The following is a 14,758-nucleotide window of genomic DNA, read 5'->3' as shown; positions in this document are numbered from 1 at the left end:
CCGCGACAAGCCCGATGGAAGACATCAGGTCCCGGCAGGTCATAATCGCCGGGGCCGGCATCGCCGGGCTGACCGCTGCCCTTGCCTTCGCCGGACGGGGTTATTCGGTAAAGCTTATCGAACAGGCACAGCACCTAGAAGCGGCCGGCGCCGGCATCCAGCTTTCGCCCAATGCGACGTGCATCCTTGGAAAGCTCGGCGTTCTCGACCGGCTGCTGCCGGCAGCCTCGCGGCCCGAAGCGGTGGTGCTGAAGGATGCAGCGACGCTGCGTGAACTGGGGCGGGTGCCGCTTGGGCAAGCCGCCGAAGAGCGCTGGCAGGCGCCTTATGTCGTCGCCCACCGCGCAGATCTGCAGGCAGCGCTGCTGGCGCAAATGGCCGAACGGCCGCAGATTGAGCTCGTCACCGGCGCCCGCGTGACCCGCATCGCCCTCAATGCGCAGGATGTTGCCGTGGTCGCCGAAGTGGACGGCCGCGAGATCGAGGCAGGCGCCAAACTCCTGATCGGCGCCGACGGCGTATGGTCGGCGGTCAGGGCGCAACTCGCAGGCGAGGACTTCGTCAAAAGCCGTTTTTCGGGCGAACTCGCCTGGCGAGTCACGATCGCGGCCGAGAGCGCCGCCGGCGAAGCCTTTGCCGCGATCGGCGCCGCCGACTGCGTCACCACGTTCCTGCATCCAGGCTTCCACATGGTCGCCTATCCCGTCAGCAAAGGCCGGGCCTTCAATCTCGCGGCCTTCACCAAGGGTGAGCGCATGGCCGAAGGTTGGTCGGGCCATGCCGATCCCGCGATCCTCACGGCTGCCCTGCGCGGCACCGCGCCGGGCCTGACGAAGCTTGTGGCACTGGCCGGCCCATGGACGGCCTTTCCGATCCACACCGTCGAACAACAGCGGTGGACAAGCCCGCAGGGCATCGCGCTGATCGGCGACGCCGCGCACGCGATGACGCCGTTTGCGGCGCAAGGTGCCGCGATGGCGATCGAGGATGCCATCACGCTTGCCGACGCTATCGCCGATTTCCCTGGCGATCTGCCCAGAAGTTTTCAAATCTGGGAAAATCTTCGGCGGCCGCGTGTCGCCAAGGCCGCGCGTCGTGGGGCCGTAAACCGCCTCGCCTGGCATGCTGCCGGCCCGGTGGCGATCGCCCGCAATCTGTTCCTGGCCATGCGCTCGCCCGACAAGCTCGCCGCCGACCTCGACTGGCTCTATGGATGGCGAGCGGACGCTCGGCAGTCTAGATCGTCGACTTAGCGATCCTTCCCACCCCCCTCTGTCCTGCCGGACATCTCCCCCGCAAGGGGGGAGATTGGATGTCGCCGTCGCCTTCGCCAAAATCGCCGGCGTTGCAGCAGGAGCGCCGCGGGCAAAACGGCTGATCTCCCCCCTTGCGGGGGCGATGGCCGGCAGGCCAGAGGGGGGTGCTGTCCCGCTGACTTCAAAAGATCCAACACTGTCGCGGTGCGATGAAGGACTGCTAGTTATAAAACCGCATCGACAAGCCCAGCGAGGCCGGCAGCGGGTTCCACCAGCCGGTGCGCAGGCCGGCGGTGCGCAGGCCGGCGGCTGTCCAGGTGTTACAGCCGACAAGCGCGTTGAAATGGCCGTTCGCCTCGAAGAAGCGGTCGAAGCTGGAATAGGCGGCGTTCTCGATGACGACCGGACCATGCGGCCCTTGCTGGAAACTCGCGTCGATATAGTCGAGCAGCGCTGCAAAACGTTCCTCATCGATGTCGAAACCGGTGACAGCAGGGTGCGGCTCGGCGATGGCCCCGGCGATATCGACATGCATGACCGAGGCGTCCAGTGTCAGCGCCTTGAGGACGGGCACTGTCTTCAGCTGCGACCAGCTCGGCGTCTCCAGATAGAAGGCCCGGCCGCCCCAGCCAAAGACGATGTAGCGCACTTCCGGGGCGTCGACAGGGATGCCGGCAGCGACCAGGAAATGGAAGCGCCGGCGCACCTCGTCATCGACGGGAATGGCGATGTCGGTGTGGATCGGATTCTCCAGCACCAGAATATGGCGCGTGCCCTCACCCGCCGCTGACGCCGGCCACAGCGGACGCGGCACCAGCGTGCCGAGCGTGGCAGCGAGCGCGACCACGATAATCAGCATGGCCACGAAACGCAGGGCTTTTCTCATGCGGCGGCGGCTTTGTGTTTCAATGGAGAAGATCAATCCCGACCCCAGATAGCAAAAGAGCCCGGCCGCATTACGGCCGGGCTCTTTTGCTTCGCATGAAAATGCTCAGTGCAGGATCTGCGACAGAAACAGCTTGGTGCGCTCGTGGCGCGGATGGTCGAAGAACTCGGCCGGCGTGTTCTGCTCGACGATCTGGCCCTGATCCATGAAGATCACCCGGTTGGCGACTTTGCGGGCAAAGCCCATTTCGTGGGTGACGCACAGCATGGTCATGCCTTCCTCGGCCAGGCCCACCATCGTCTCCAGCACTTCCTTGATCATTTCTGGATCGAGCGCCGAGGTCGGCTCATCGAACAGCATGATGCGCGGGTTCATGCACAGCGAACGCGCGATCGCCACGCGCTGCTGCTGGCCGCCCGACAGCTGGCCCGGATATTTGTTGGCCTGTTCGGGGATCTTGACGCGCTTGAGGAAGTGCATCGCGATTTCCTCGGCCTGCTTCTTCGGCGTCTTGCGCACCCAGATCGGTGCCAATGTGCAGTTCTCCAGGATGGTCAGATGCGGGAACAGGTTGAAGTGCTGGAACACCATGCCGACCTCGCGGCGCACCTCGTCGATCTTCTTGAGATCGTTGGTGAGTTCCTTGCCGTCGACGATGATCTTGCCCTTCTGGTGCTCTTCCAGCCGGTTGATGCAGCGGATCATGGTCGATTTGCCCGAGCCCGAAGGACCGCAGATGACAATGCGCTCGCCGCGCATCACCTTGAGGTTGATGTCCTTCAGCACATGGAACTCGCCATACCATTTGTGCATGCCGATGATGTCGATTGCGACATCGGTGGTCGAGATGTGCATCTTCTTGGCATCGACCTTGATCTCTTCGGCGCTGACGGCGTTTTCTATGACCATGGCAGGTTCCCCTTTTTGTTCTGTCTTTTAGCTATGATGCATGTCGTTGTCCCAAAACCGCTAAACACTTTTGGGCGACATGCATCAACGTTTGTGGCCGGTGTCGAGCCGGCGTTCCGTGTACATCGAATAGCGCGACATGCCGAAGCAGAACAGCCAGAAGACGAAGGCTGCAAAGATGAGACCGGATCTCGCGGTCTGTGGCGTCGCCCAATTGGCGTCCGAGAAGTTCTGCTTGACGACGCCAAGCAGGTCAAACATCGAGATGATGATGACGAGGCTTGTGTCCTTGAACATACCGATGAAGGTATTGACGATGCCGGGGATGACCAGCTTCAGTGCCTGCGGCAGCACGATCAGCACCATCTTCTGCCAGTAGCCCAGGCCAAGCGAATCCGCACCCTCATACTGGCCCTTGGGGATCGCCTGCAGGCCGCCGCGCACCACTTCGGCCATATAGGCGGCGGCAAACAGCGAGACGCCGATCAGCGCCCTGAGATATTTGTCGAACGAAACCCCGGCGGGCAGAAACAGCGGCAGCATGACGCTGGCAAAGAACAAAACGGTGATCAGCGGGATGCCGCGAACGAACTCGATGAAGACCACGCACAGTGTCTTGACGATCGGCATCTTAGAGCGCCGGCCAAGCGCCAGCACGATGCCCATCGGCAGCGACACGGCAATGCCGACAAAGGACAGGCTCAGCGTCACCAGCAGCCCGCCCCATAGCTGGGTCTCCACATGCGGCAGGCCGAAGATGCCGCCGACCAGGAGCACGAACGCGATGATCGGCAGTGCCAGGAATAGAAGAATGGCGTTCAACCCCTTGCGCGGCACGCGTGGCATCAGCAACGGGACCAGCAGCGCCACGAACAGGACGGCGACCAGCATCGGCCGCCAGCGCTCTTCCAGGGGATAGCGGCCAAGCATCAACTGGCCGAACTTCGCGTTGACGAAGGCCCAGCAGGCGCCTGACCAACCGTCCGGCTGGATGCCGCCTTGCGCCACCGTGGCGCATACAGTCCGGTCCGGCCCCGTCCACTGGGCGTTGATGAAGGCCCAGTTGACGATGGGCGGCACGATCATCACCACCAGCGCAATAGCCACTACAGTCAGGATGACGTCGCCCACCGAACCGATCAGGTTCTTGCGAACCCAGGCCAAAGGCCCTCGCACGCCGGCCGGGGCTTGTTGAGCGAGTGCCATTTCGGTCCGCACCCAGGAGGTATCATGTTCCTGCATGGTCTTACCTCTCCACCAGCGCCATCCTGGCGTTGACCACATTCATCACCGCCGACGTCACCAGGCTGATGATGAGATAGACGACCATCATGATCAGCACACCCTCGACCGCTTGACCGGTCTGATTCAGCACTGTGCCGGCGATCGCCGTCAGGTCCGGGTAACCGATGGCAATGGCCAGCGACGAGTTCTTGGTCAGGTTGAGATACTGGCTGGTCAGCGGCGGGATGACGATCCGCATGGCTTGGGGAACGACGACAAGCCGCAGGATAGATCCCGGCCGCAGCCCCAGGGCGCCAGCCGCTTCGGTCTGACCCTTGCTGACGCCGAGAATGCCGGCGCGCACGATCTCGGCGATGAAGGAGGCCGTGTAACAGGACAGCGCCAAATAGAGAGACAGGAACTCCGGCCCGATCTGAAAGCCTCCGGTCAGGTTGAAGGTCGATTGTTTTGGAAAGTCGAAGCTCAAGGGAAAGCCGCTCAGCGCATAGGCCAGGAGCGGCAGGCCGACGATCAGCGCCGCCGAAGTCCAGAATACGGGAAACTGCTGGCCGGTTGCCATTTGCCGCTGGCGTGCCGTGCGCGCGACAAAAAACGCCATGGCGATGCCGACAAGCAAGGCGACAAACATCAGCCAGGAGCCGTCGCCCCAGATAGCGCGCGGAAAATAGAAACCGCGTTGGTTGAGGAAAGAGCCGAACGGCAAATTGAAACTGTCGCGAGGCGCCGGCAGTACCGCAAGCACGCCTGAATACCAGAAGAAGATCACCAGCAGCGGCGGAATGTTGCGGAACACTTCGACATAGACCGTGCAGATCTTGCGGACCAGCCAGTTGCGCGACAACCGGCCGACGCCGACAATGAAGCCAATGATGGTCGCGGTAATAATGCCGGCAACGGCGACGATAATGGTGTTGATAAGCCCGACGACAATGGCCTGGCCATAGGTCGAATCAGAATCATAAGCGATGGGCCTGACTGGAATGTCAAAGCCTGCTCGGTTGTTCAGGAAGCCAAAACCGGAAGTAATATGCAGGCGCTGCAGGTTGACGATGACGTTGTGGACGATCCACCAGACGCCCGCCACCAGCAAGATGACAACCACCGCCTGGAAGAAAAACCCGCGGACTTTCGGATCGTTGATGAAGGAACCGCGGCTCGGCTCCTCGCGAAGAACTTCCTGCGATGCCATTGCTCATCCCCTGGAAAGAGAAACCGGAAGGCAGATGATCTGCCTTCCGGATCACATTTCGATCAGCGGATCGGCGGTGCGTATTGCAGGCCGCCCTTGGTCCACAGCGCATTGATGCCGCGCGCGATCTTCAGCGGGCTGCCGGTGCCGACATTGCGCTCGAACATCTCACCGTAATTGCCGACTGCCTTGACGATGTTGACGACCCAGTCATTGCTCACGCCAAGGTCGGTTCCGATCTTGGTTTCGGCTTCCTGACCGAGCACGCGCTTGATCTCCGGATTATCCGAGGTCTTCATCTCTTCGACATTGGCCTGGGTGATGCCCAGTTCCTCTGCCTGCAACAGGGCGAAGTAGGTCCACTTGACGATGTGGTACCACTGGTCGTCCCCCTGGCGTACGGCAGGGCCGAGCGGCTCTTTGGAGATGATCTCGGGCAGCACGACATGGTCGGCCGGCGCACTCAGCGTCAGGCGGATGCCATAGAGGCCGGATTGGTCGGTGGTGTAGACGTCGCAGCGGCCGGCGTCATAGGCAGCGTTGACCTCTTCCAGCTTTTCGAAGACGACCGGGTTGTACTCCATCTTGTTCGCCTTGAAGTAATCGGCGAGGTTGAGCTCGGTGGTGGTGCCGCTCTGCACGCAGACTGCCGCACCTGAAAGCTGCAGAGCCGAATTGACGCCAGGCAGTTTCTTGGCGTTGATCATGAAACCCTGGCCGTCATAATAGGTGACGCCGATGAAGTTCAGGCCAAGCGCGGTATCGCGATTGATGGTCCATGTGGTGTTGCGCGACAGGAGATCGATCTCGCCCGACTGCAACGCGGTGAAGCGCTCCTTGGCGCTGAGCGGCGTGAACTTGACCTTGGAGGCATCGCCGAAGACTGCACCAGCGACAGCGCGGCAGAAATCCGCGTCGATGCCTTTCCAATCGCCTTTGTCGTCAGGCGCCGAGAAGCCGGCCAGGCCCGTCGAGACACCGCACTGGATGAAGCCCTTCGCCTTGACGGTATCGAGCGTTGTCGCCGACGCGGCCGAAGCCATCCATCCAAGCGCAGCGGCACCGAGAATGCCAATTGCAATATGTTTCATAACCCACAGACCCTTTTCTGTTTTCAGGTAAACCCTGATCCTCAGGCAAATCCTGATCTTTTCCCGCGTGAACCCGGCTCCCATCCGGCTCATTCCGGAACCTCGCGTCGTAACCGACGCCCGGCCCCTCCCATCCACGAACTGCATCGAAGGCGATTATCTCTGTGAGGTCAAGGGAAATGACCGTTTCACGACAGCTTTGAAAACCAATTGCCGCAAATGCCTGAATTGCGGACAACACCCTCAGGAAAGCAGCAAGCCCCGCAAACAAAAACGGCAAAGTCCGTCGACGCTAATCCACATCCACTCATGAAATCCGCGGCTCTGGATTGCCACGCGTTCCAGACTATTCATAGGGGAATTGGCCTATGCAAAGGGCACCGCGTGGCGGGCGCCCGCTGTTGCACGGCCAATGCCGCCGCTCTATGGCTAGCGCTTTCACCACAAGGCGAAGAGCAATGGCGACTGACGGCAACGAAATGGGTATCAACACGCGGCTTGCCCATTCGGGCAACAATCCGCACGACTATTTCGGCTTCGTCAATCCGCCGATCGTGCATGCCTCGACCGTGCTCTATCCCAATGCGTCGGTGATGGCGGCGCGCAGCCAGAAATACACCTATGGCACACGCGGCACGCCGACCACCGATGCGTTGGCGCATGCGATCGACGCGCTGGAAGGCTCCGCCGGCACAATAATCGTGCCGTCGGGCCTGGCGGCGGTGACCGTCCCGTTGCTGGCGTTTCTCTCGGCAGGCGATCACATCCTGATTGTCGATTCCGTCTACCATCCGACCCGCAATTTCGCCGACACGATGCTGAAGCGGCTGGGTGTCGAGGTCGAGTATTACGATCCGCATGCCGGCGCCGGCATCGCCAGCTTGATCAAGCCGAACACCAAAGTCGTGTTTACGGAATCACCGGCCTCCAACACCTTCGAGGTGCAGGACGTTCCGGCGATCGCCAAGGCGGCGCATGAAACGGGCGCCATCGTCATGATGGACAACACCTGGGCAACGCCGCTCTATTTCCGTCCGCTCGACCACGGCGTCGATATCTCGATCCATGCGGCGACGAAATATCCGGCCGGGCATTCGGACGTGCTGCTGGGCACAGTGTCTGCCAATGCCAACTGCTGGAAGCAGCTTTGCGAGACGTTCTACACGATGGGCTGCTGCGCCGGCCCCGACGACGTCTACCAAGTCCTGCGCGGCCTGCGCACGATGGGCGTTCGGCTGGATCACCATCAAAAGAGCGCGCTTTCGATTGCCACCTGGCTTGAAGGCCAGCCCGGCGTGGCCCGCGTGCTGCACCCGGCGCTTCCCAGCCACCCCGACCACGCGGTGTGGAAGCGTGATTTTTCCGGCTCGAGCGGCATCTTTTCCATCGTGCTCAAAGGCGGCGGCCAGAGACAGCAGCATGCCTTCCTCGATGCGTTGAAAATCTTCGGTCTCGGCTATTCCTGGGGCGGCTATGAGAGCCTTGCCGTGCCGGTCTTCCTCGGCGACCGTACCGTCGCCAAGGGCCCCTATGACGGCCCGCTGATCCGGCTGCAGATCGGGCTTGAGGATGTCGAGGACCTCAAGGCCGATATCCTGCGCGGGCTGGAAGCGGCCGCTGCGGCATGACACCAGCAAACTTGCCAAGCTGATTCCGCTAGCCGGCTTAACCCGTTGAAAGGATTGGCGAGCGACTTTCGTAGGACGATCGACCTCGCAACCCGCTCATGGGTCGACCAAGCGCAATGTTATTTCCCCAACGCGCGCTTTTTCGGATCGGTTTGACTTTCAAAATCGTCGGTCCAACGCCATTGCAGGCGCTGCGCGCACAATTCCAACCGGACTGAGCTTGCCATGGCCTTTCGTCTCTTTGTCCCCATTCTCGCCGGCGCGACGCTGCGCGAGCGCCTCATCGCCTGCATCGGGGCGATGATCGGCATTGCGCTGACCGGCGCGATCGGCGCGCTGGTGCCTGGCAACGGCCCGCATGTGCCGCTGCTGGTGGCGCCGATGGGGGCATCTGCAGTGCTGTTGTTTGCGGTGCCTGCAAGTCCGCTGGCGCAGCCATGGTCGATCATCGGCGGCAATACAATATCGGCGCTGGTCGGCGTGATCGTGGCCCATTTCGTCCATCAGCCCGTTCTCGCCACGGGCATTGCCGTGGCGATGGCGATCGCCGCCATGTCGTTCTCACGCTGCCTGCATCCGCCGGGCGGAGCCGCCGCACTGACCGCCGTGCTCGGCGGGCCGGCCGTGATCGGTGCCGGCTTCCTGTTTCCGTTCGTGCCGGTGGCGCTGAACTCCATGATTCTGGTCGCGCTCGGCTATGCTTTCCACAGGCTGTCGCGACGCAGCTACCCGCATGTGCCGGCCCCTGCCCCGAAAAGCACGCACGGAACCATCGATCCGCCGGCTCAGGAGCGCATCGGCTTCCGGGCCGAGGACATCGATGCCGCGCTGGCTGCGCTCGACGAGACCTTCGACATCGACCGCAACGATCTCGAACAACTGCTGCGACAGGTCGAACTGCAAGCGACGATGCGCGCACACCGAACCATGTTGTGCGAGGACATCATGTCGCGCGACGTGATTTCGGTCGATGAACACGCGTCTGCCGATCGGGCGCGTCATCTGCTGCTCGACCACAATATCCGCACGCTGCCGGTTGTAGACAAGGACGCCAGGCTGGTCGGCACCGTTGGATTGAGGGAATTGGCGCGAGCCGACGAAGCCGTCGGAAGCGTTACGTCGACAGCGTCGACCGCCGCCGCCGGTACGCCCGCCATGGCCCTGCTACCGGTGCTCACCGACGGCCGCACCCATGCAGTCATCATCGTGGACGGGGACAGCCGCATCCTTGGCCTGATCACGCAGACCGATCTGCTTGCGGCAACGGCGCGAGCGCAGGCTGCTGACAAGCCGCTAGCGGAAGCAGTATTCTAGGCGCGTCGGAGCCGGGCGAAAATGGCCGGGAACCTTTTGCCGGCGATGTCATCCAATGTCTTGATCGAGGTTTCGGACGGGGATTGGATCGAGGAACTGGCCATGCCTGCTATGTCTCTACCAATGCCCACTGCTGCTTCAAGCGAGATGCTTCTCGTGCGCCGCGCGCTGGCACGCGAAGGCAACGCCTTCCGCATCATCATGAAGACCCATAATCAGCGGCTCTATCGCATCGCTCGCGGGGTGGTGCGCAACGATGCTGAAGCCGAGGACATCGTCCAGGAGGCCTATGTCAGAGCCTTTGCCCATCTCGATGCCTTTCGCGGGGAGTCCTCATTGGCCACCTGGCTGTCGCGCATCGTCATCAACGAGGCGCTTGGCCGTCTGCGCAAAAGGCGGCGGACGGTGGCGAAAAACCCGCAAGCCGAAATCATCCAGTTCCCCCTCAATCCCAGCGACGATCCGGAGCGGACGATGGCGCAGCGGCAGATCCTCGAGTTGGTGGAACGGGCGACCGACAGCCTACCCGATGTTTATCGGACGGTGTTCGTGGCGCGGGTTATCGAGGGGCTCAGTATCGAGGAGACCGCCGAGCTGCTTGGCGTGCGGCCGGAAACCGTCAAGACAAGGCTACACCGCGCCCGCGCCCTGGTACGCAAGGCACTCGACGACCAGATCGGGCCGGTGCTGCTCGACGCCTTCCCGTTTGCCGGCCGGCGCTGCGACAGGCTGACCAGCGCCGTCATGCAGCGGCTCGGCCTGGAGAGCTGATCATCGGCTGATTTGGCCGATTTCCCCGGGAACGTTTGCCGCCGCTGCGCATCCAATGACCGTCAACTGAAAAAGGCCCGGCGCGATCCCGCGTCCGGGCGAAGGAGATGCCATGCTTACCCGACACACCGCCACCCTCGCAGCCTTGCTGCTGCTTGGCGCCGCCCCGCTTGCACAAGCCGCCGACAAGCCGACGGACCCGCAGATCGCCCACATCGCCTACACCGCAGGCGTCATCGATGTGGAAGCCGCCAAGCAGGCGATCAAGAAATCGAAGACCAAGGAGGTCGTGGATTTCGCCAACGACATGGTGCGCGACCACGAAGCGGTCAACGCGCAGGCACTGGAACTGGTAAAGAAGCTGAAGGTGACGCCGGAAGACAACGCAACCAGCCAGGTGCTGACCAAGGCTGCGGCCGAGGAGCGGGCGAAGCTCGCCAAACTCGACGGCGCAGCCTTTGACAAAGCCTATGTCGACAACGAGATCGCCTACCACAAACAGGTCGACGGCGCGCTTGAAACCCTTTTGATCCCATCGGCCAGCAATGCCGAGTTGAAGAGCCTGCTGCAGACCGGCCTGAAGATTTTTCAGGGCCATGAACAGCACGCCGAGCATGTTGCAGGTATGCTGAAGTAAGGACCAGGCCATGTCGAAACGGCTGCTGTGGATTGCACTGGCGCTGGTCTTCGGGACCTCACCCGTGCAGGCCGAAACCATCCAGGTCACCATCGACAAGCTTGTCTTTTCGCCGGCAACCGTCGAGGCGAAGGTCGGCGACACGATCAAGTGGGTGAACAATGACGTGTTCGCCCACACGGCTACCGTCAAGGGCGGCTGGGAAGTGATGATCCCGCCGAAGTCAACAGCGAGCCTGACCCTGCAGAAGGCGGAAGCGGTCGACTATTTCTGCCGCTTCCACCCCAACATGAAAGGTCATCTGGCCGTGACGGCGCCTTGATCGCGGTCCGCAAGCCCGTCCTGCTGCGTTGAGGCTCGCCTGGCTTCATCCGGCCGGGTGATGTGCGTCCACGAGCCGTGACAGCCCGGCTGGCGGCGTGCGATCCAGGCATCCAGCCCTTCGCGCAGATCAGCGGTCGGAGCCATGCGGGCGAACTGCTCGGCCTCGACAGCCAAGCCTTCCGCGATGCTCTGGTTCAGGCCCCGCGCCACTGCTGTGAGGATTGAGGCAATTGCTGCAGGAGAATGTCTGGTCATGCGCCGGGCGAGATCAATTGCGGCGGGCATCAGCTCCTCATGCGGCACCACATGGTTGACGAGGCCGAGTTCGACGGCGCGCGGCGGCGGGAACCATTCGCCGGTCAACAGCAGCTCGAGCGCCCGCTTGCGCCCTGCCAGCCTCGGAAGCCGCTGCGTGCCGCCGAAAGCAGGCGGCATTGCAAGGTTGATCTCAGGCTTGGCGAACAAGGCGCGGTCGCTGGCGATAGCGAGCGGCACGGCTTCGGTGATCTCGCAGCCGCCGCCGAAGGCGATGCCGTTGACGGCGGCGATGACGGGCTTGCGGAACGCCTCCAGCCTTGCGGTCAGGCGCTGTCCGCGCATGACGAAGTCGCGCAGGGCAACGTCGACGCCGATGTCCACGCTGCCTGAGAATTCATGGATGTCGCCGCCGGCGGAGAAGGCGCGCTCTCCTGCTCCAGTGAGGATGACGGCGCGGATGGCATCGTCGGTCTCGGCGGCATCGAGGAGCGCAAGCAGGCGATCAATCAGCGCATAGTTCAAGGCGTTGAGCTTTTCCGGCCGATTAAGTGTGAGGATGGCGATCCCGTTGCGGGCCTCGGTGAGCACAAGCTCGGTCATGTCTTTTCCTTCCCTGTGTTTGTCGACGGAGAGGATCAGGCTTTCGGTTGTATGTATATTCACTAGTCGGTATACTTGCGTATGAGCGAAGCACCAAGCCCTACCCGCAAACGCATTGTCGATGCCGCAACGAAGCTGTTCTATGCCGAGGGGATCTGCCGCGTCAGCGTCGATGCAGTGGCGGAAAAAGCCGGGCTGACCAAGCGCACGCTCTACTATCATTTCAAGAGCAAGGACGATTTGATCGCGGCCTATCTCGACGGTCGCGACCAGCCGAACCTCAAGCAGATGGCCGGCTGGTTCGAGACGGCCGAAGGCGATGTCGAGCGCAAGGTCGAGGCGATTTTCACCAATCTGGCGCGCGTGGCGAAGCACCCGAAATGGAGAGGCTGCGGCTTTCTGCGCACGGCAGCCGAACTCGCTTCCATGCCCGGACACCCGGCCGTTAAAGCGGGGGCGCGGCATAAGCAGAATTTCGAGACCTGGCTGGCCGGCGAACTCACAGGACACGGCGTCGACGAGCCGCAGACCCTGGCGCGCGAAATCGTGCTTTTGATGGACGGCGCGTTCTCGATCATGCTGATCCACCGCAACCCCGACTATGTCGAGGCGGCCGGACATGCCGCTGCAACGCTGGTTCGGGCAAGGTCAGGATCGGCGACTATCCGCTAGAGCGTTCACCGTTTAATGAAGACGGCGAAACACGCTATCTCTTTGTTTTGACGCAATTCCGGACCGAAAAACCGCTTCACACTTTTTCCTGGAATTGCTCTAGAATCCAGCCGCCAGCCATGCCGTCCCGACGGCAAGGGTCAGCAGCGTCAGTGGCAGGCCGACCTTGAAGAAGGCTGAGAAGGACAGCTGCGTGCCGGCCGCCCTCGCCTGTTCGGCGACGATCAGGTTGGCGACTGAGCCGAGCAAGGTGAAGTTGCCCGCCAGCGTCGAGCTCATCGCCACCACCAGCCAGGCACGCCCGGGGTTTTCAAGGCCGGGTATGAATGGCCGCAGCGCCAGCACGGCCGGAACATTGCTCATGATGTTGGAGAGCACCGCGGTGAAGCCCGATAGACGCCAGACGTCGTCCAGCCCGAGGTTCTTGGCCGAGGCGATGATGTCGGGCGTCAGCAGCGTCTTTTCGGCGCCGGCGACAACGATGAACAGGCCGGCGAACATGAACAGCAGCGGGCCGTCGATCTCGCGGTAAATGCGTGCCGGCTTGATGGCGCGGGTGAGCAGCAGGATGGCCCCGCCGATGAGCGCTGCCTTGGCAACCGGAACGCCGGCGAAGAAGGCGATGGCCAGGCCAATGCAGACAACCACCGCCTTCAGCACCTGTCCCGGCAGCATGCGGCCGCGATAGACTTCCGGGTTGAGATCGGCGGTGCGGGCGAATTCGGCGCGGTAGACGATGCGCACGATGACGACGACCGCGACGAGGCCGAAGAGGGCAACCGGCGCCAAGGCGGCCGAAAAGGCGGGGTAGGAAATTCCCGACAGCGCGCCGATGACCATGTTCTGCGGGTTGCCGGTGATGGTGGCGACGCTGCCGCAGTTGGACGCGGTGGCGGTGGCGATCAGATAGGGAATGGGATTGCGATTGATGAGACGGGTGACGTGGACGACGATCGGCGCCATGACCAGGCAGATGGCGTCGTTGACCAGGAACGCCGACAACACGCCGGTCAACAGCGTCACCATCACCAGCAGCACGAAAGGCGCGTGCGCATGCTCGATAGCGTAGGCGCCAAGCGCCCGGAAGGCGCCGGACACCTTCAGATGCGCCACCACGATCATCATGCCGAGCAGCAGCGTAATGGTGTCGAAATTGATGGCGCGATAGGCATCTTCCATACTGAGTGCGCCGATGGCGATCATCGCCGCCCCCCCCAGCAAGGCGATCCCTGCCCGGTCGAGACGGAGGCCTGGAATACGCCCGACTGCGACGCCGGCATAAGTCAGGACAAGGATCAAAAGTGCCGCTGCGCCCATCAATGTCATTGGCAGACATCCTTGTCCAAACGAACCGACGCAGGAACGGACTGTTCCCGCTCAGGCATTTGCCGGGCAGCTTTAACGCCGCTCCAGCAAAGCGAAAGCCTATAACGATCCGAATGCGAAAATCGGTGGGCAAAATCGCGGGTCGACCGATGCCGGGAGCAACCGGAGCTTGATCTTGAGACGGCCGAAATTGGGAATGAGACACGCGCGGCGGACTGCGGCGGACTGAGATCGCCATCCGCGAAACTTCCCCCTCGGAAGGCTCGTGGCCTATGTAATTAAATTCTAATTTAGGCTTTCCGGGTATGGATAGCTTAGCCGTATTTCGGCCTTGGAGTTTCAGATGGTCCAGGTTCTTGAGAGGGGATGCCGTGTCTCTGAGAACGAGGCTCTGCTGGCGCGTCCGATGGAATGTCCACAATGCCACGGAACCCGCAAGGTGTTTGTCTGTGCCCGGTGGGCGAGCTCGAACGGCCATTGCTGCCCTGGAGGAACACACCGGCTCAGGTGCCCCGGTCACAGCGTCACGTGCATGGAGTGCGAAGAGAACCTTGAGCGTATCTGAAAGCGATCGCGACCATTTCCTGTTCGGAAAACGCAAAAAGCCCGCTCCGGCGAACCGGAGCGGGCTTTGCAACCATACGCCAAGAGT

General features: G+C 62.1%; 14 protein-coding genes. 7 read left to right on the top strand and 7 right to left on the bottom strand.

Annotation, left to right across the window (positions count from 1 at the left end):
• Positions 1–14: 14 nt before the first annotated feature.
• On the top strand, positions 15–1,253 hold the full coding sequence (locus NKI10_RS13735; protein ID WP_352860408.1) for an FAD-dependent monooxygenase: 1,239 nt from the start codon (positions 15–17) through the stop codon (positions 1,251–1,253).
• Positions 1,254–1,476: 223 nt separating this feature from the next.
• Here NKI10_RS13735 and NKI10_RS13730 read toward each other — a convergent pair whose 3' ends face one another.
• The 5 genes from NKI10_RS13730 to NKI10_RS13710 all read right to left on the bottom strand — a co-directional run bounded on the left by NKI10_RS13730 (position 1,477) and on the right by NKI10_RS13710 (position 6,576).
• Complete coding sequence (locus NKI10_RS13730) at positions 1,477–2,142, bottom strand: TIGR02117 family protein (RefSeq protein WP_352497266.1); 666 nt, start codon at positions 2,140–2,142, stop codon at positions 1,477–1,479.
• Between the two features lie 105 nt (positions 2,143–2,247).
• Entirely contained in the window at positions 2,248–3,051 is an 804-nt protein-coding gene (locus NKI10_RS13725) for an amino acid ABC transporter ATP-binding protein (protein WP_023671483.1), read from the bottom strand.
• 84 nt (positions 3,052–3,135) lie between these two features.
• Positions 3,136–4,293 carry an amino acid ABC transporter permease gene (locus NKI10_RS13720; RefSeq protein WP_352860405.1) on the bottom strand — a complete coding sequence of 386 codons (1,158 nt, stop codon included), beginning with the start codon at positions 4,291–4,293 and terminating at the stop codon, positions 3,136–3,138.
• 4 nt (positions 4,294–4,297) lie between these two features.
• Positions 4,298–5,485 carry an amino acid ABC transporter permease gene (locus tag NKI10_RS13715; protein ID WP_023671481.1) on the bottom strand — a complete coding sequence of 396 codons (1,188 nt, stop codon included), beginning with the start codon at positions 5,483–5,485 and terminating at the stop codon, positions 4,298–4,300.
• A 62-nt stretch (positions 5,486–5,547) separates the two neighbouring features.
• A complete protein-coding gene (locus NKI10_RS13710; protein ID WP_023671480.1) occupies positions 5,548–6,576 on the bottom strand; it encodes an amino acid ABC transporter substrate-binding protein in 1,029 nt (342 codons plus the stop codon).
• A gap of 458 nt (positions 6,577–7,034) precedes the next feature.
• Here NKI10_RS13710 and NKI10_RS13705 point away from each other — a divergent pair, with 458 nt between their 5' ends.
• The 5 genes from NKI10_RS13705 (at position 7,035) to NKI10_RS13685 (ending at position 11,248) form a co-directional block, all read left to right on the top strand.
• Positions 7,035–8,204, top strand: a complete 1,170-nt coding sequence (locus tag NKI10_RS13705) for a cystathionine beta-lyase (RefSeq protein WP_023700668.1) — start codon at positions 7,035–7,037, stop codon at positions 8,202–8,204.
• A 225-nt stretch (positions 8,205–8,429) separates the two neighbouring features.
• On the top strand, positions 8,430–9,518 hold the full coding sequence (locus NKI10_RS13700; RefSeq protein WP_352860403.1) for an HPP family protein: 1,089 nt from the start codon (positions 8,430–8,432) through the stop codon (positions 9,516–9,518).
• 102 nt (positions 9,519–9,620) lie between these two features.
• A complete protein-coding gene (locus NKI10_RS13695; protein WP_023705692.1) occupies positions 9,621–10,289 on the top strand; it encodes an RNA polymerase sigma factor in 669 nt (222 codons plus the stop codon).
• Positions 10,290–10,401: 112 nt separating this feature from the next.
• Positions 10,402–10,926, top strand: a complete 525-nt coding sequence (locus tag NKI10_RS13690) for a DUF4142 domain-containing protein (protein WP_352860401.1) — start codon at positions 10,402–10,404, stop codon at positions 10,924–10,926.
• Between the two features lie 10 nt (positions 10,927–10,936).
• Positions 10,937–11,248, top strand: a complete 312-nt coding sequence (locus tag NKI10_RS13685) for a cupredoxin domain-containing protein (RefSeq protein WP_023814796.1) — start codon at positions 10,937–10,939, stop codon at positions 11,246–11,248.
• Here NKI10_RS13685 and NKI10_RS13680 read toward each other — a convergent pair.
• Positions 11,224–12,108 carry a crotonase/enoyl-CoA hydratase family protein gene (locus NKI10_RS13680; RefSeq protein WP_352860399.1) on the bottom strand — a complete coding sequence of 295 codons (885 nt, stop codon included), beginning with the start codon at positions 12,106–12,108 and terminating at the stop codon, positions 11,224–11,226. The two genes, NKI10_RS13685 and NKI10_RS13680, sit on opposite strands and share 25 nt — an antisense overlap.
• An 81-nt stretch (positions 12,109–12,189) precedes the next feature.
• On the opposite strand from NKI10_RS13680, the gene NKI10_RS13675 reads away from it, so the two are divergent.
• Complete coding sequence (locus NKI10_RS13675; RefSeq protein WP_352860397.1) at positions 12,190–12,780, top strand: TetR/AcrR family transcriptional regulator; 591 nt, start codon at positions 12,190–12,192, stop codon at positions 12,778–12,780.
• A gap of 99 nt (positions 12,781–12,879) precedes the next feature.
• Here NKI10_RS13675 and NKI10_RS13670 read toward each other — a convergent pair whose 3' ends face one another.
• Positions 12,880–14,106, bottom strand: a complete 1,227-nt coding sequence (locus NKI10_RS13670) for an anion transporter (RefSeq protein ID WP_352860395.1) — start codon at positions 14,104–14,106, stop codon at positions 12,880–12,882.
• Positions 14,107–14,758 lie beyond the last annotated feature (652 nt).

The sequence above is a fragment of the Mesorhizobium sp. M0802 genome, assembly GCF_040320115.1.
Classification (GTDB): domain Bacteria; phylum Pseudomonadota; class Alphaproteobacteria; order Rhizobiales; family Rhizobiaceae; genus Mesorhizobium.
The sequence above is the reverse complement of the archived record's forward strand: the minus strand, read 5'-3'. Positions and strand labels throughout refer to the sequence as shown.